This is a genomic window from Mangrovimonas sp. YM274 (assembly GCF_030908385.1).
Classification (GTDB): Bacteria; Bacteroidota; Bacteroidia; order Flavobacteriales; family Flavobacteriaceae; genus Mangrovimonas_A.
In genome coordinates this window covers 1,870,145-1,889,717 of record NZ_CP133091.1, presented here as the reverse complement: position 1 = coordinate 1,889,717, position 19,573 = coordinate 1,870,145, and the positions used below count along the sequence as shown (strand labels likewise).

Annotated in this window: 7 protein-coding genes; 1 reads left to right on the top strand and 6 read right to left on the bottom strand. The window is 41.8% G+C overall.

Translation table 11 applies throughout. The features are described 5' to 3' along the window. Window positions 1-105 precede the first annotated feature (105 nt). The 3 genes from RBH95_RS08150 to RBH95_RS08140 are packed head-to-tail and all read right to left on the bottom strand — an operon-like array spanning window position 106 to window position 7,320. Window positions 106-3,762: a metallophosphoesterase gene (locus RBH95_RS08150; RefSeq protein ID WP_307902196.1), complete on the bottom strand. Its 3,657-nt coding sequence runs from the start codon at window positions 3,760-3,762 to the stop codon at window positions 106-108. A gap of 14 nt (window positions 3,763-3,776) precedes the next feature. After that, complete coding sequence (locus tag RBH95_RS08145) at window positions 3,777-6,122, bottom strand: hypothetical protein (RefSeq protein WP_307902195.1); 2,346 nt, start codon at window positions 6,120-6,122, stop codon at window positions 3,777-3,779. Window positions 6,123-6,135: 13 nt separating this feature from the next. Then, window positions 6,136-7,320 (bottom strand): Pycsar system effector family protein, encoded by a 1,185-nt coding sequence (locus tag RBH95_RS08140; RefSeq protein ID WP_307902194.1) that lies wholly within the window; start codon window positions 7,318-7,320, stop codon window positions 6,136-6,138. A 426-nt stretch (window positions 7,321-7,746) separates the two neighbouring features. On the opposite strand from RBH95_RS08140, the gene RBH95_RS08135 reads away from it, so the two are divergent. Continuing rightward, complete coding sequence (locus RBH95_RS08135) at window positions 7,747-8,472, top strand: acetolactate decarboxylase (RefSeq protein WP_307902193.1); 726 nt, start codon at window positions 7,747-7,749, stop codon at window positions 8,470-8,472. A 37-nt stretch (window positions 8,473-8,509) separates the two neighbouring features. Here RBH95_RS08135 and treF read toward each other — a convergent pair whose 3' ends face one another. From treF to RBH95_RS08120, 3 genes are all read right to left on the bottom strand, one after another. Then, the gene (gene treF, locus RBH95_RS08130; protein ID WP_307902192.1) at window positions 8,510-10,096 is read right to left on the bottom strand and encodes an alpha,alpha-trehalase TreF; all 1,587 of its coding nucleotides are present in this window, start codon (window positions 10,094-10,096) and stop codon (window positions 8,510-8,512) included. Window positions 10,097-10,256: 160 nt separating this feature from the next. Beyond that, a complete protein-coding gene (locus RBH95_RS08125) occupies window positions 10,257-18,458 on the bottom strand; it encodes a T9SS type B sorting domain-containing protein (protein WP_307902191.1) in 8,202 nt (2,733 codons plus the stop codon). A gap of 129 nt (window positions 18,459-18,587) precedes the next feature. Beyond that, the gene (locus tag RBH95_RS08120; RefSeq protein ID WP_307902190.1) at window positions 18,588-19,547 is read right to left on the bottom strand and encodes a type IX secretion system membrane protein PorP/SprF; all 960 of its coding nucleotides are present in this window, start codon (window positions 19,545-19,547) and stop codon (window positions 18,588-18,590) included. Between the last annotated feature and the right edge of the window lie 26 nt (window positions 19,548-19,573).

Below are 19,573 nucleotides of genomic sequence, written 5' to 3'. Positions count from 1 at the left end.
TGTTATCTATGTAAATTTTAGTAAACTGTTTAAAGTGGTTCCAAATAAACTACTCAAAATCAAAACTAAACCAAATTATAAGAAGAAAACACACTCCTGGGACCATTAAAATCCAAATCCAAGTCCGAAGGTAACCCGAGGGCCTTCAACAGAACCAAATACTCCCAGATTAGCGGTCAACAAATCCGCCCCGTTTACAAACAAACCTCCTCCATAGGAATTGTGCCATCTATCGGAATCTTCTTGAGACCACCAAACCCGGCCGTAATCAAAACTACCATACATTCCTATTTTAATGGGAACCAAAGCTGTTTTTAAACTACTAAAACTATACCGAACATCTGTATTTTGATAAAATGCGGTTTTTCCTGTAAAGCGCTGGTTTCGGAATCCCCTCAAACCATCTAATCCCCCTATTGCCGCAGCTTGATAAAACTCGAAATCATCCCCCATGTTTACATGACCTTTTAAGGTTGTTGCCAACACCAATTTACCTGAGTGATTCAATTTATGCGCTATACCCAGTTTAGAAATAAGATAGCCATAATCCGTTCCTTTTGTATCTAAATTCTGCGTATATCCCAAATCCAAATTAAACAATAGTCCCATCGTTGGATAAGCTCTATTATCATAATTAACAAAATGATATCGGGCATTAAGCCCTCCAAACTGGACTTCATCAAAAACATATTCGGGCAATACTCCTGTTTCATTAGATACAAACCTGTTAGCTGTGTCGTGCACTTCAATAGATTCATATCCTATAGCTAGACTAATTTCACTTCCGCGTTTGGAATTCCAGACCAGCGCAGGTGCTACTAAAAAAGATCGGACCTTTACCCGGTTATAGTTCAAACCATAATCATCATCATAATTTGACGTTTCATTGCCATATCCAAAGAAATTCAATGTATAATTGGGACTTTGAAACCCTGCATTTAAACGCAAATTAAAACCTCCCACAACATTCGCAACCTCTCCCCTATACAACAACTCATACCCATCTGTAGCAAAATAATAAGCCGCACGAAATTTATGCTGAGAAGTAAATGGGTTTCTTTCAAAGCCATATCTGGTATAAGTATCTGACACTCCTATTTTAAGACCGTCATCAGGATTGGCTCCAAGAATAGGTATTAATTGATTAACATTGTTTTTGACCTTTTTATAATCGTATACATTGGTGTTATAATCATCCCTTAACTTAATACGTGCATGTTTAGCTTTGCTTAAATCGTTTTTCTTGGTTTTATAATCGTAAATCACCACATTTTTCCCCTTATCAACAATAAACTCATCATTGTTTTGACCTCCAATCAACCTTATTTTAATGTGTTTGCTTTTCCCCTTTACTTCAAATGTATCGTCATCATCCAGGCCATAAACCCATATTTCATTAGTTTCTTTAGGATTATAAATTCTATGATGAAATTGATCTTTTACAGTTCCGTCTTTTTTCCTTAAAACACGCACTTCCACCTTACCGTCTCCTAAAGCTTCTATCAAAATATAATCATCCTTGTTAGTAGCAGTAACTACTCCAAATCGGCTAATTAACTTGTAATACCTATCTGAAATCACTTGTAAATTAGAGCGTCGCTGTTTTAAGATTGTTTTAATTCTATCTATTGTTTCATCCTGAACTTCTTTTGGAAAATATGTAAAGGCGGTATCTATCACATCATCGGTAACACGTTCCTGAATATAGGCCACTTGAGCATCCCAAACCGATTTGTCTGCATCTACCAAAAAAGCCATATCTAATGGATAAGGCTCTGCATTAACGCCTTTTACATCTTTTAAATCTGGTGCATACGATCTCAAAACCCTAGCGGCCGGTATCAAAGTTACACCAGCTCCCAACATAAACCCTTCAGACATCATGCTATAAGATTGATCTCTATCTCTTGGCAAGGCACGATACACTTTTTTGCCATCTTCCTTAAATTCCAACCAACGCCATTGGTCATGGTGACGGTCCCAATCTCCAATTAACATATCAAACAACCTGGAACGTACAAAATTCACCTGATCAATACTCACATCTTCATCGGAGTGGACTTCCTTAATAACATCTAATGTGTTTATTATATCTCCCGTAAATCCTCCATCGGCAAGATGCATATGACCTTCGGAAGCATGTTCTTCCAAAAGATACATTTCACCTCCAAATTCTTCATTAAACTCACCCAGGGCATTCTGATTAGGTACATAATACAGTTTAGGATTCAAATGATAAACTCCAACAGCATCAGATAAGGTTCCTACGGTTAATGGAGCATAGGGATGAGCGCCAGTAAATACATCCAGCACCAACTTTTGACTGGCCGTATCTTCAAATTGGCCTTCTACATATTGATTCTTGAACATGGAAGCCTGTATATACTGGGTAGCACTTTTACGTACGGCCCTCATTACATATTGCTTTCCTTCTGCATCCTCTAAGCGTAAGGAACGAGACTGCGTGCCCCCTCCTTTTCTTATGGGAGTAAGCCCTCCATACAGGGTGTCTAAATTGACTGTTTTAGCTGTAACAGGTCTGCTGTAATAATCCCTATACCGTTCTCCCCACAAGAACTTATAAAAGCCCGATTTTTCTGTTTCCTTTTCTGAATACAGGGACGCAGTGATGGAATCTTGAAATTGCTTTGGATAGTTTATTTTAGAATATTGTCTTGCTGAATGAATTTGTTTTTTAAAAACGCTGTTATCTGTATTGGTTTCAAAAAACTGTACATCGGTAGATTGATCTTTATGAATATTTAGAAGGGCAAAACCATATTCTCCCCAACCAAAATCTCCCTCTCTATACCTTACTCCTGTTTCTTTTGCACCAGAACCACTTATAATTTGAGTTAAATTATCCCTTTGAAGGAATTGAATACTGTGCTCATGCCCCGAAAGAAAAATAACTTTTTCATTTTGTTGGGCAGCTGCAATGAGGCTTTTGCGCAAATCGTTATAAAACCAATTGGAGATATCGGCATTGGAAATTCCCGATGTACTACGAAGAATATTTTTTATAGTCCCTAAGCCAGGTAAAGGCTTCATATAATCCATAAATGTATACTGCCCTCCATGAGGCCCATTTGTAAACATTGGGTGGTGTATGGCAACCAAGGTGGTTTTTCCTCTAGCCTTTTTAATTTCACTTCTAAACTCTTCCAAAAACCGTGTCCGGGTATTGATCTCGCAATCGTCATTTATAGTTGGAAACTTATTCCAATTGGTAATATACCATTGGGAATCCACAAGCAGTAACACCGTATCTTCGTTAAGATTTACCTTTTCAATGGGACAACCATTTTCAGGCTGAAAGGTATTTTTACCCACCTTCTTTTCTACATATTTTTCTTGTCGCTTCAAACCATCAAGCCCAGAATACCAGTCATGATTACCTGGAATAAAATATACCTTTCCTGGAAATTTTGAAGCAACGTCAGTTTGGAGCTGCAATGCTTTTTTGGCTGCTTCATATCCTTTATGCCCCTTATCTGGAAATCCTTTTGGGTATATATTATCTCCCAAAAACATTAATATATCATTCTCATCGGCTGCTTGAAAATTATGCAACAATGCCTTTAGAGACTTTGAAGGTCCCCCATCCTTATCGGGTTTTCCCGCATCCCCTATCAAAAACACATTAAGTGTTTCCTTATTGACATGTTGAATCTTTTCAGGTTGAGGCGGCTCATAAAAATAACGATGACTCGCACAGCCAAACATCAATACCGCAAAAAGCACAAGTAAAATGTTCTTCATATAGGAGAATTAAATTATAGAGAAACTTCCAAATCTGTTATAGATACCAAGGCATCCATTTTTTTTAGATTTGGATTAATCTCCGCACGTAAAGCCTTAATACCACTAGCGCCTTGAAGCTCTTCCAATTCTAAAATTTCAATGGAATTGCCTATATAGTTCTTGGATTGTAAAAACTCAAAGTAATTGAGGTACTCTTGTTCTACTTCATTGCTTGAATACACCACACATAATTTATGTGCTTGCGTTAAGCGCTCATTGGTACCCTTTATGTGCGCTTTGTCAATGCGTTTTTTGATCATTTCGTAACGCACATTATATGCCCCATCTACATCAAAATGTTTTTCGTCGATACGGTATCGAATGGTCAAAGGCACATCATAAACTAATATCAGTGACGCTACATCCAACTGCACAGGAAATTTATGATGTTGTTCATAATACATAGCTTCCATTTCACACATCACCTGAAGCTGCCATAACCTAAGATTGTACAACACCGATTCATGGTAGTTTCCATGTTCGGCAATAGATTGGCCCACATACATATTGTGCTCAATCCCATCTGTTTTAAATTTCTCGAAGTAATGAGGAAATATAGCTTGGGCTCTTTCTTGCTGATCGTCAAGAAATGCGGATAGTTTTTTGTTGATTAGGTTAATGGAATGATCGTAATCCTTTCTGGCCACATAAAGAGATTGAGTATCATCATCCAAGGATTCCAAGAACGCCTTAACCGAATTGATTTGTGTTCCAGAATTGACCAAATGTTCAAATAATGGCAAAATATGTTGATCAAAAAACAAGTGGATTTCTTGCTCTGTGTTACTGTGGAAATCTGCTTCCAACTCAAAAACATGCCTATCAATTTGGTATACCAATTGTTCATAAAAAGGCATGTTTTGTGAAGTTATAAGTTCCTTTAGAATTTGTCTGGATTGCTGCAATGCCAACAATAAATCCTGCTTAATTGCTCGATTCCTGGCTTCAGACGAGCCTACAACATCAATTTGTCCATATAAAGGATATACATTTTCAAAGACTATTTCATGAAATGTTGGAGATTCTCCCAAGGTTTTATTTTGGATATATGCATTGGCCTCTTCCACAAAACGCCATTGCACAGAAGGGTGTATAGAAGTACACTCATTCTGAATTACAGCACTTACCTCATTTTCATACTCTGTTATAGTACGCTTTACATAACTTAATATGAATGGCATAATACTGTCTAACTTTACCATATTGATGGCATTAAGCTGATTGGCCCGATAGGTCGCCAATTCTATAATGAATTGAAGCTCCCCATCAATAACAATTGGCAATAGCACTGCACTTTTTAGTTCCTTATCAACAAGGGTATTACTCAATTTGTTCCCCTTAGACTCCTTATGATAACGTTCAATGTTAGGGATAATAACTGCCTGATGCTCTACAAACAAGCGCTGATAAATATATTTACAGGCGTAGTTACTACAAGTTAATTTGTCTCCACGTTTTAAAGTAAGCACTCCAAAACCTTTATCAAAAGGAGGCAATAATTTATTACCATCTACCTTATAACTACCAACTTCTAGGTCTGGAATTCCAAAAATTTTCCTAATATCTTCTACTATATCCTGATAACTTTCCTTACCTGGCTGTATAAGGTGGGTTTTGAATGCTTCAATCTCATGATCTAAAGTCACATCTATCATACTAATAACCCCAAAGCCTTCTACAGTCCATGAATTTTTCGGAAAATAACGATACCAAACACTAGTGTCGTGTGCATTCGCCAAAAGTTCATCCAAAATATCTTCGGTAATTTCTATAGCATTATCATTGGGATAGATATCTATAAAATCGGCATTATAAGTTACCCGATATACGCGTGCATTGCCCTCTTCATCCTCCAAAGTAATTTGTTTAGGCCTGCCAAAATCAACATTATATCCATAGTGCTTGTTCAAAATAATGGCATAGGGCATAATATTCAAGGCTTCTTCGGATTCCTTATAAAGCTTTCTCAAGGCCTCTCCTGTGTCTGAAGTTGTATGGCTATTGATATCCTTAAACCTTTGGGAAGCGTAAAAAAATTGGTTGGAATAAGGGAATACGGCAGCTTTAATTTCGTTACTGCCCAAAACAGCTGGAAACAAAAAGGACATTACTTGACCTATTTCATCTTGGTATTGGTTAAACTCCTCTGCAGAACTAGTCCCTGTAACCAAAGTTGGGTGTTGCTCCAATATAGCTATCACCTGTTCTGCTTGAAAGCGCTCCATAGCATTTGATGAAACAAGTAGTTCTTCAAAATATTCCTTTAAATATCGAAAGGAAATAATGGGTTTAAATGGTCCTGGGTTAAAATCTTCCATAAACTCAAATAGCTTATTTAATATCTGCCATAAAATGATAACTCACTACAAAAGACAATGCGGACACAATAATACCAATCATAAATACCGTGTAAGTAATTCGTAACAAACGGTATTTACGCTCCAAGACCAAACCTAAATAGTACAAATCTCGAGTCATGGAATTATATAGTGTATCTTCATTTTGCATTAAATAGTCGATGCCCCATTCAAAATCTTGCAAGGACATTTTATAAAAGTTGCCAAAAAACAACAAATTAGTTTGTTTTGATTTAATCAATTCACGGGTAAGGGTCTCGTTAAAATTAGCATCGTTAGAAATATTGGGACGTGTAGACAGAACTGACAATACAACCGATGCCACACTAAAAATCATCAAAATAAGTGTAGGATATACCAAAAATGAATTGGATGCATTATCCAACTTTGGAACCAGCCCAGAAAGCGCCACTGAAATTATGATAGCGTTTACAGATAAAAGAATATTGGCCTTAGTATCAGCAATGGCACTCAACTCTATATGATTTTTAAGGGTAACCCTAAACATGGTATCGACACCCCTTCCAAAACCTTTGTTTTTGGTTTTGTTTTTTTGTTTATCCTCTATTTTTTTAATTTTTTGATCCAACTCAAAGCTGTTCATCTCCTTAATAGGCTGCCATTTTGTTAAAGCATAATTGCTATAAAACTGATGCCTATCCATAAACTGCTTGTTTTCAAACAGCCACTCCAATTCTGAAATTTCTTGCTCTTTTTTATAGCGTTCCTCACGCCTCAAATCTTCAGAGATTTCAAAAAAGCCCTCCGAAGCCACATGTCCGCAATCTGCATCCTTGATAACTCCTTCTTGAACATTACTGGGTTTATGACTCATTTTTGTAGCCAAAATAAGTTGCTCAACTCTTGCAATATCCTCCTTTTCAACCCCTTTGGACTCCAAAAATTCCTTTGCCAATGCAGCACTTACTTCCTCATGCCCCGAATCTTTTTCTATAAATCCTGTATCGTGAAACCAAGCGGCAATCTTAAGCCAATATGTATCGGTTTCGCTGAAACATTCCATAGCACTTAACTGTGCAATCCCCTGCACAACTCGTCGCGTATGTTCTATGTTGTGATAAAAGTTTTTAGGGGATAGTTTTTTCTCAAAAAGCTGACTTACAAAGTCTTCAGCCTGTTGTAGGAGTTCTTCTTTCATAAATTAAAGATAATGAAATTTGGCTACAAAAATACACTTAGTAACCTAGGTAACATTGAAAAGGATATAATATAAATTTTAACACTTATGCTGAATAAGACGAAATTAGATTCCAAATTTTAGACATTTTCCATAACCATATTTCTAAACCGCTTCGAGCCTTAAGCCTTCTAATAATTGCCCCTACATTTCTCATAAGTTAATTTTAAAACTTAAACGTCATGATAAAAATAACCGTGTTCTAAAAAGTAATAACCTAACCTCAAGTGAAGGTTCTTTAATTCATTACAACAGATAGAACAAAACACATAAAAGCCTAAACAACAATGCATTACAAAAAATATGAAAATATCTTTTTTTAAACTATTTACCAAAAATTGAAAATAGCTTCTTATTTTTACAAAGAAAATTACAACCCTCATCACCATGAATCGCAAAAAGTTCCTCTCAGCAATACTAGCCTTAACAATATTTGCCTGTAAAACAAACACTAAAACACCCGAAATTTCTGAAACCTACCAAGATATTGCTATTGTCCGCGCTATGAAGAATGTCATGTGGGATGGTGCTTTGGAAGGAGCTATTTTATTGGATACCATAGCTAATAAGAATGGCTTGTATGGTCTTGGTCCCAAAAGTTTTTTAACGGGAGAATTAACTATTTTTGACGGACACAGTTATGTTTCCAAAGTAACCTCGGACTCTACCATGGTCGTAGAGGAAACCTATAACGTTTCTGCTCCTTTTTTTGTTCATGCCAACATCATCGAATGGGAACCTATAGAGTTACCTTCCTCCTTAAAAACCATTCCGCAATTAGAACTTTTTATAGATAGTAACACCAAGGCTTTTAAACGGCCCTTTACTTTCAAATTACATGGTACCATAGCTAATGCCAACATTCATATACAAAACTTGCCAGAGGGCTCTAAAGTATCCTCTCCTAAAGAAGCCCACCAAGGACAGGTTAATTATCCATTGAAAAATGAAACTGTAGACATCGTTGGGTTTTTCTCAACTGAGCACCAAGGAATCTTTACACACCATGACTCCTTTATGCATATGCACCTTATTACCCAAGACCGAAAAAAAATGGGACATTTGGACGATATAGAAATAGAAAATATGGTATTGTATTTACCGAAACTATAAATACCTAAAGTAAATTTCAAGGCCGCTCTCAAATAAATTATTTGTGATTAGCCTTTTCTAATTTCTGCTTAAAGGCCAAATACACTCCGTTGCTCCATCCAAAGCCATCTTGTAAAGGATATTCACCACCACCTGCTTCCAAGCTTAGGTCTTCTACGTTGTATTTCTCCATAAACTTGCCAGTCGATAAATATACCTTTTCATTTAAGGCCACCCATCGCTCCATAATAGTCTTTGCTAAGTCATGGTGACCATAATTTTCCAACCCTATTACAGTCATCCATTGTAAAGGCGCCCATCCATTTGGTTCATCCCATTGTTGCCCTGTAGGATAATTGGTCGTCACGACCCCTCCTGGCTTCAAAAATTCCGCTGAAACAAAATTCACAACCGCATCGGCCTGCTCTTGTGAGGTCATTTTAAAATACAAGGGATACACCATAGCCAAGGACAAACGTCCTGTTCTTTTTTGAGTACGCCAATTGTAATCTTCAAAAACTCCTAATTCCTGATTCCAACTCAAAGCATTTAGAAATTCTTTTCTATTTTGCTGACTCTTTTGTAATTCTACTGCAAATTTAGAATCCTCGTTTTCAAAACACTTTATCAATACAGTCTCCATCCCATAGAGTAAAGCATTGAGATCAACTGGAAGGATCTCCAAAGTATTCATTGTGTTTATAAGGGAGGCATCTCTCAACCAACGGGAGCTAAAGTCCCAGCCAGATTCTGCTGCTGCCCTCACGTGTCGATAAAATAGAGAATCCGTTGTTCCTTCATTCTTCAAATTGTAGTCCTCTTTATAAGATTCATCCCTTGGTTGGTTTAAGACATCAAAATAACGATTCATTAATCCAAAATCTGTTGAAACTACATGCTGATAGGCTTTCTCTGAATTGTCATGAGCCATCCAAAATTGGTATTCTTTGCGCAGGGCATCTCGATATTTCAGATAGACACTATCTCCTTTATAACTTGCTAAAAGCACAATCATTTGAGGGAAAAAGGGAGGTTGTGACCTTGATATATAATAACTCCGGTTGCCATTGGGAATGTGCCCAAAAACTTCAATGAGATAAGCAAAATTATCCAACATGGCTTCAATGGTTTCAAACTTTCCACTTTCAACAAGGCCCAACATGGTAAAATAGGAATCCCAATAATACACTTCCCGAAAACGTCCACCAGGAACTACATAAGCATTGGGCAAGGAAATCAAACTATTCCTCCCGTGCATTGTATCAGCTACATGGGTTAAATAGGGCCATAAATCTTCGATATGCTCCTTTGCTGTGTTTTGAGCATCGTATATAAAGGTTGATTGCTGCTCCTTAGGAAGTTCAAAATTTTTAACTATAAACCGGTCTAGTTTAAAATTGGCAAGCGTTTTTTCTCTATGATACATCTCTAAAATGGAATCGTAAGGCAGTTTGGCTGTACAATCCACAAAAGTCTTGCTATCCCTAAATACATTCGATAATTGCACATCAATAAATAAACCCTTTAACAATACGCTTGGAGCCTCATAGGATGTTTTTTGAACTTCCTTTTGTAAAACACCCGAAGTAGTCTCCTGTTTACAGGACCACAACAAAAAACACAACACCCAAATATAAAATCTCATATCTCAAGGTTTAAGCTACTCTTAAAATACGCTTTTTTAAGAAATAGAAAAGCTACAAAAAAGAAACTGCCCCTTTTGGGGCAGTCACTTCGTACACAGTCATGTATACACCTTAATCTGAAAACTCAGCTTTTTATGTCGCTATGACAATTTCTTATTATTATCTATACAGGGTAAAATGTCCAACAAACTCTCTGTCGTTGTTTGAGCTGTTGAGCCTCACCACATACCAATAGTCGCCCGTTGGCAGCTCCTGGTTGTTATATCGTCCGTCCCAGTATTGGCCCTGGTGGTAGGTCCCCACCTTGCGCCCATATCTGTCGTAAATATCAAACTCCAGGTTCGGGAAGTCGTCCGTACACGGCGCCCAGGTGTCCTGGATACCGTCACCGTTCGGGGTAAAGTAGTTCGGGATACAAGGGTCCACGTACTCAAGGTAGATCCTTGCCTCGGCAATACAGCCGTTGCTGTCCGTTACCGTTACCAGATACTCGCCCGTCTCAGAGATCATAAAGGTATTCTCACTACCGTAGTCCTCGTCGTTAAGGGTGAAGGTATACTCTCCGTTACCTCCCGTGGCCAGGGCTACAATCTGGTTCTGGTCACCCTCGTTTAGGGCCAGGTCCACCGGCTCGAACACGCCTATATCGAAGAACTCCGTGGTCTGGATACAGCCATTGGTATGGCGCACCTCTATATAGTGGTCCGTTCCCGGAGGTATGTTCTCAAACACATTGCTCACCTGGTAAGGGCCACCGTTCAGTGAGTAGTCCACTTCGGCTGGGTCCACGCTCTCATCAATAAGCACGGTCACGATGTTTGCCGAGAAGTTGTCGATACATACGTACTCCACTTCCAACAGCGGGTCCAGGTTCACCGCCTCCGGGAAGGTGATGTTCCATTCGGACTCACAGCCCATACTGTCACGGACATATACGATATGGTCCCCTCCGGAGAGTTCCGTAAAGTCAAATACCGTCTGCCCTGCAGCTCCCGTAGTATAAGGGCCGTCGTACGCATCAAGGCTTACGCTGTAAGGCGCCGTTCCCCCGGAGATCTCGATACTGAACTCCCCGTCGTTGTCGCCCGCACATGGGGTCGGCAATATGGAGTCAGGAACAATACTCACGATCAACGGTTCCGGTTCGGTGATGGTAAAGCTGAACATTACATAACAGCCCAGCTCGTCCTGTACGATCACCTCGTAGTCCCCTGGCCATAGGTTCTCGAACACATTGGTCTCGAAGAACTGGTCCATCTGTGGGGAGATGGCATATTTGATGATGCCCGTTCCTCCTGTGGCAATAATCTCCAAAGAGCCGTCATTGCCCCCAAAACAGGTTACATTGTTGATCTCAAAGGTCGCTTCCAATGGTGCATCAGGCTCGGTAATGCTGATGGTTGCCGAAGTGCTCTCGCAATCGTCACTCTGCACATGTACCGTATAGGTACCCGCCAAAAGCTCCGTAAACACCCCAGGGGTATCCTGTACCGCTGTTGGGATGGCATTGCCCGAAGCATCCTGCAAGGTATAGACATAGTTGCCCAGACCTCCCTCGGCAACGGCCACAATGGTACCGTTGTTGTCGCCCGCACAGTTGATGGTCGGGTTGGTAGAGGCCAACTCTATAGTCAACTCCGGAAGCGGATCGATGGTGATCTCGTTGGATATCGTCGCTATACAGCCATTGGCATCCTTAACGTAATATTCATAGCTTCCCGCCGGTACCGTAAAGGATACAGAGGTCGTGAACGACCCCAATACCGTGGTAAAGGCACTGGTATCGCTATAGGTATAGGCTCCCGTTCCTCCCGTAGCGCTCAGGGTAAGCTCCCCGTCGTTCAGACAGGTCGGCGAGGCACTCTTCACCAAACTCGCCTCGATGGCTGTTGGCTCGGAGATGGCAATGTCCGCCGAGGTCGTGCTACAGCCATAGCCATCGGTGATGGTCACGTTGTAGGTCCCTGCCCCCAGGTTGGCAAACTCGTTGGAGGTCTGCGGTCCAGAGGTACTTGCTATAGGAGCGAGTGTATTTAAGGTATAGGTATAGTTGCTCTCCTGGCCTCCCGTTACGTTGTCTATAACGATCGTAGCGTTCTCATCCCCAAAACAGGACAGCATGGTCACACTTGGCGTAAAGGTCGCTGCAATAGGCTCCGGAACTTCAAGGGTCACGTCCGCAGAGGCAATACAGCCCTGTGCGTCCATAACGTTCACGGTATAGGTCCCTGCAGAAAGTCCCGTAAAGGTTCCGTTCGGTGAGTAGGCCACCGTAGCGGCTCCGGTCAGTTCGTATTCATAGCTGCCCCATCCCCCTTCGGCAATGGCCGTAATGGTCCCCTGATCATCGGTACAGGTCACGTTGGAGGTTTCCGTAGCCGTAAGGGCCAACGCTTCGGAAGGCGAGCCTATCACCACCGTAGCGGTTGCCGAACAGAACGGCACGTCCGTTTCGGTGATCACCACCGTAAAGGTACCGGCATTCATACCCGTTACCGTTTGTGGGTTGTTGGCCGTATTGGCCGCAACCGCTCCCGTTACCGATACCCCGGCATTGTCGAATACCTCATAGGTATAGGCCCCGGAGTAGTTGGACACGTTGATATCGAAGGCGCCCGTATCGTCACCAAAACAGGTCACGGTACTTGGCGTAGCCGTAAAGGTTGGCAGTACCGCTGCCGGCAAGGATACCTCTACAACTTCCTCACAGGAAGTCACGGTATCGGTTACCGTAATGGTATACAGTCCCGAAGGCAGTCCCGAGAACACATTGCCCGACAGGGTTGCCGTGGCAGGGTTCGGACTGATGGCATAGGTAAATGTTCCTGAACCTCCCAAAGTTGCAATGGACAATTGTCCATCGTCATTGTTACAGGTAGGCAGTGCCTCTACAGATGGTGTTATGTTCAGCGGTGCCGCAATACTCACCGTTACCGTGTTCCCACAGCCGTTGGCATCCTGCACCTCTACCGTATGGTCGCCCGAGGCTAGGTTCGTTATGGTAAACGGTGCCGTCTGTGTCTGGAAGGCGCCGCCATCGATACTATAGCTATATGGAGGAATTCCTGCAATATCTAGGTTTACCGTCATTTCATAGGTACCGTCCACATCCAGACATTCATCGGCAAGCGTTGCCGAAATCTCTGGGGAAGGGTCCGCTGGCAGTACCACCACTGGACTGCTCACGATACAGCCATAGGCATCCATCACATGTACATAATAGTCTCCTGCATCCAAGCTGAAGGTACTGGCCGAGGCCCATGCTGCATCCGTTTCCGAAGGTGCGGTTGCCGTGGTTGTTACTTGGTATTGGTAAGGTGCCGTTCCGTCATGTCCCACCGCACTGATCTGTCCTGAGGCCATGTTACAGTTGGCATTCTGGTCGATCGATGTGCTCAGGCTCAACGGGATCTCCGATTCGGTAATATTGAACGGAATGGTCACAATGCTACAGCCGGCATTCGGCCCTGTGTTCTCCGTGATCAGTACGTAGTAGTTCCCAAAAGGAAGCGGTCCTAGGTCCGTTACAGTCAAGGAGCCGTTGCCCCCTACCGTTCCAGATCCGGTCACCCCTGCAGATTCCTGCGTCAGGGTATCGAACACTTCGTAGTTGATGTCTATGGAAGTCCCGTAGGAACTGTTGATGGTGAACGCCACAGTTCCGTCCGCACTGCCCGTACAGCTGATGTTCGCTGCCGATACGGCCGTGGCCGTTAGGGTCGAATTGGTCGGGATCGGTGTGGTGGCCGGTTCAAAATAGCTACAGTTGGTCGATGCATCGTATACGATAAAGGTATAGCTAACCCCTGGGGTCAGTCCCGTAAAGGTGGCCGACTGGCTACCTGGGGCATCCTCTGGGATCCATGATCCCGCCGGGTTTGGATATACCGATACCGGTCCCTGGTAGATACTGAAATAAAATGGCCCGGAGCTCACCAAGGTGGAACCGATGCTCACTACGGCCTCCCCCCCTGCTGCACAGTCCACTGTGGTGGCTATGGAGATATCAAGATCGGTAGGCGGCGAGGCCACCAAGACATCCTGGATCAATACCGAACAGCCGTTGGCATCCACCACATTGATCTGGTAAAGCCCAAAGTCCACCACGTCAAAGCTCACCGAAGTGGAGCCCGTGGCGTTCAGCTCGGAGTTATCGTAACCGTTGGTTCCGGTCACAAAATAATTGTATGGGGCCGTCCCTCCCGTTACTCCATCAATAATGATGGATCCCTGGGATACCCCTGTAGAGGTACAGGTGATGTCTACGGTATGGTAGTCCACTGCTATGGCATCCGGCTCACCGATGGTTACCGTCTCTGTGGCCTCACAGGACTTGGCATCGGTTAGGGTTACCGTATAGGTTCCCGCTGTCAATCCAGAGGTCTGCGTACCGTAGTCCACTCCCGTGGTGTCGTTGGTTACGTTGATGGTGAACGGTGGGGTTCCTACCGTGGTGTCAATGGTCACATCTATAGAACCGTTGGCATCGCCGTTGCACAGTATCGGTGCATCCAGGGCCACCGTAAGGGCCGGCATGGAAATGGGCTGAACTGTGATCACGCCCGTTTCTGCCGTACACCCACTGGCATCGGTTACCTGGAACTGGTAGGTTCCGGCTGTTCCCGTGGTATAGGTAAAGGTAGCTCCAGTAGCGCCCAATGCACTATAGGCTGCGCCACCAATCGATACCGCATAGGTATATGGAGGGGTCCCTCCGCCTATGGTCCCTTCGATGATGGCATCCGGAGATGCAGTACAGTCCAAATCCTTTACAAGGACAGCTCCCATGGTAAGGGCCGGAAGCGGATCGATGGTATAGGTTTCTGTATAGTTACAGTCGTTGGCATCCTTAACCTGGAAGGTATAGGTGCCCGGTTCCAATCCGGCAAATTCATTGGAGGCCTGGTAGGCCGTGGCCGCCGAGGCAGGTGCGATGATCTGGTATTCCAAAGCGCCCGTTCCCCCTGTTACCGTAGCGACCGTAACTGTGGCCGTGTTCGATGGACAGGTCACAGGGGTGCTGGTAAAGTCTACATCTGTTGGAGGATCCAAAGGTTCTATAACGATTGGAGCTGTGATATAGGTACATCCTGTGGAATCTTCAATAGTTACTGTATAGGTGCCCGCCGTCAGTCCCGTAAAGGTACTGCCCGACTGGAAGGTCACTCCGTCAAGGCTATAGGTATAGGGCGCTACGCCACCTGAAACGTTACTTACCGTGATAGTCCCGGTACTGCTACAGGTATAGGGCGCCGTCAGTTCGGCTACCCCAATGATTGGGTCGTTCGCCGTGATGGTCACCGTCTGGGGCTCCGTCAGACACACCGAACTTCCCAAGGTATATTGGAGCACTACTTCGTAGTCCCCTTCCGCAAGACCTGTGAACACCGGTGAACTTACAAAAGTCAATCCCCCGTCGATGCTGTAAGCTATGGAACTTCCGTATGCTTCGGTTACAGTAACTGTGATACTTCCTGAATTGTTTAAAGAAGCACAAGTAATATTTGTTTGGTCAATCGTAAATTCTGGAGCTGGAGAACTTTCCACAGTAATACTCGCTTCAACACTACAGTTATTGGAATCTACAACGGTAATATTAAATACTCCTGGCGCCGTTACCACAATCTCAGGTACTGATTGAAATTCAGTATCACTATTTACAAAATAGAAATAAGGAGGTGTTCCTCCAATTGGATATACTGTAATTTCCCCATCGGTACAGGTTAATGGCACTGTTAGTGCAGCCGTGGCTTCCAATAAAGGAGGTTCCACAATGGTTACATCTTCAGAATATACACAGCCATCTTCTGTTTCAACAGTTGCTGTATAGGTTCCTGGGTTTAAATTTTCAAAAGTGTAATTGTTTTCATCGATAGGCCCAACACTGTTGACCAAAGTACCATTACTATATAATTCAAAGAAATACTGAGGCTCAGCATCGATAGCCGCTAATTGGATACTTCCCTTATCATCATGACATAAAGGTTGGGTAATCATGCTGGTTGCAGTAAAATCACTTTCCATAATCTGTACCTGTGGTGTTGTAAACACACAAGGATTGGTATCTACCCCAACTTGCTGAATATATACTGTATATACTCCAGGAGCATTTACGGTGAATACATTACTGGTTTGATAGGTAACGCCATCCAAACTGTATTCATAACCAGAAGGCACGCTTCCCACCGTAATACTTCCCGGAGTTGAACAGATAATATCTTGACCAACAGCCGTTGGATTCAATAAGTTTTGGTATACATTGAAATAGAACTGAACAAAACAGCCTCCTTCAAAATTAATAGTCAATCTAAACTGACCAGAAGTATCTGCTGTAAAATCAGGTCCCGTCCCTACTTCATTCCAAGTACAGGCATCACTTTCGTTGGCACAATCAGAATTTGTAACAGCTTCACAGCTAGCTTCATTTAATTTTTCCCAGATTATGGAAGTAGCACCAGAGATATTAGTGTTAATTTCTCTTGAATCATTGGCACCGCATAAAAAGATATTTGGCAGTTCTTTTCCATCATTTGGACAAATAACCACTTCATCTGCAAATGGAATCACTGGATTGGTTATCCCCGCGCCAAAAGTAGTTACATGAAATACTTGATCTATAGATTGACAAGGCGCAATGGCAGTATTGTGAACGTAATAAGTTCCGGTTTCCGTAACAGAAATAGTTTGAGTTGTTCCAATAACTGGTGAACCAGATGGACTGGTTGACCAAGAATATTCATCGTAGCCATTGGCAGCGGTCAATTCCACACTAGCTCCACAAAGCACCACATTTTCTTCGAAAGTACAATCATCTAAATCTCCTAGGAAATTTGTAGCTTGAGGCGTAATTAAGCAGCCTGTATTACTACTATAACTAGGGTCATCGGTAATTAAAAAATCAGGATTCCAAAAGCCATTATAGGTTGCAAAAGCTTGATTGTTGATAATATTGGAACAAGAATCTGCCAATTGATTACAAGTATCTACCGTTTGGGCATGAATGATGATTTCCAAAACAGGATCGCCTACTTCAACCAAATCATTATCTACATTAAGAATAAGCTCTCTAGTGTCGGGATCATAACTTACCGCAGTTACTCCTTCGGGCAACTCCAAATCTTCTGGGTAATTAAAGATAATATTGATTGGTAAAATATCCTTAATTTCCAGGTTGGTAGCATTATCATTTCCTGTGTTCTGAAAACCTATGATATAATTCAAAGGTTGACTCAAACCTACTGTTTCACCTCCAATGTTGTTGCCTTCATCATCTTCCACAATTTTGGTCAAGACAATATTAGGCTCAATAATTTCCACTGCAAAGGCAAAAAAGTACTGAAAGTAAGTATCCTGATCACTTTCTAAAGTCACAACAGCTGAAGTGGCATCGTTGGCAATTAAGGAATTTCCTGGATTGGGTACTACCATCACTCCTGTGTCAAAACCTAGCGTATTGGTACTATTGGGCACTCTGTTATCAACAGGAAGTGCACTTAACTGAGTTACCGAACTATTAAAAAAGTTATTTGCGGGGCGATCTGCAGCTGATAATTCCTGTCCATTAAGTAACATCCTATCATTCTGGATAGGTTTATCCCCTTCCAAAGTTGCAAAGGCAAAAGTTGCTCTTACCGGTGCCGGAGCAGGTACAGTTCTAAACCCAGAAACCGGCACATCCGTATTTACGGAACTACTTATAGCACTAAACCCATCAAAACTTGTAATAGATTTACCAGGCAAGGTTGGATCTTCATATACTACAAAAAGTGACCATCCTGCGGAATATCCGGTTCCGTTGTAAGGATCGAAGGTAGCTGTTTCTCCCTCTGCCGAAGATACATTGGCCACCGTATAGGTTCCCAGATTGGTACCCAAGTTGGTTACAATAGATGTTACATCGGCATAGCAAGAATAAGGAAAGCTATTTCCTGCAACTGTTGTACCATTGGCATTGTAAATAATGGTTCCTTCCACATCATGGTAATCTCCGGTAGGACCTTTTAATTTTACATCAGTGATAGATTCATCTCCATTGGTTACAGCTCCCCAATACAGGCCTGCATAAATGATTTGATAACAATTGGGGTTAGGAATATCTAAATCGGCGCTAGATGAACTAAAGGTAGTGTCATCATTATCAATATCGATATACGTCATATCCACATTGTGGTTGTATACCGATCCGTCATTAAAAGCATTATTGTCCGGCCCTAGAATATTATTACCTATAAGGATAATATCTCCTTTTAAGTCTTCGTTAAACCTAGGTGTAAAGGGCACATAATTTTGGGCATATGACTGACATCCCAAAATTATCAACACAATAATAATGGCTATTCTAGAAAAAGTAGGTTTTTTCATGGTGATTAGTTTATTTGATTATTTTTCAACAAGGGGCATTGCTGAAAAAAATATGGTGTCATTATTATTTGATATGTGTTATTGTAATTATGTTTTCATTGGCATCTCTTTTAATATTTTTAAGGTTCATTATTTTGTACATGGGCAATTACTCATTCCTTGAAGGAAGTCGATACCTATTGTAATACTATGCGTTCCTGAGTTATAACCCGCCAACGCATTTGTAGTAATTTGATACGAATAGGCAAAATAGAATTTAGACTTCATAATTCCTGCCATAGGACCGATATTTAGGGGTTTAAAAAACTGATCATTTAAAAAGCGGTATGATAGTCCCACCCAATAATAATCTTCCTTTCTGTTGAATTTCCGGTACTTAAAGTTGACATCTGTAGCAGAACGACCATCACTTCCAAAATACTGGAAGAATACCGAAGGTTCATACTCCACACGCTTGTTTTCCTTACTTTGGATAACCAACCCTGAATACAGTTGATAGTTCAAGAGCAGGCTTGGTTCTATTCCATTAAAATCGTCAATATCTTTTTTCAAAATATTGTTGACATTTAAACTCAAGTAATACCCTTTATTACGATAAAGTACCCCAACATCAAAGTTATTGTTATTGACCGCACGGTCATCTGTAACATAAGGGTCTACAATAGGCGTCTCGTAGTTGGGCTCAAAATTCTCAATGTCTATCCTAAAACTATTGATGTTATAAGAAATCCCAAAAGACAGGTACTGCTCGGAAGTGTAATCCAATACCAAGTGGTGCGCAAAAGAGAACTTCACCCCTTTTTGACGTGTGTTTCCATTCTTGTCATTATAAAGCGACAATCCCACTCCAGATCGATCCGCAATCCTAAAATCAGCATACAATGCTTGGTTATCCGGCGCGTCCTTAATCCCCACCCACTGTGTGAGACCATTAAGGCGTATCCTTAGGTTGTCCCCAATCCCAGCGTAGGTTGGAGAAACCACAAAATCGTTGTCCGCAAGGTACTGCGTCCAAACTGGTAGGTTAAGCTCTTGGCCGTAGGCTTGACCAATTGCTATTAGAAAAATATAAGTAATTATCTTTTTCATATGATTAGTGTATTTGGGGTCTTCTA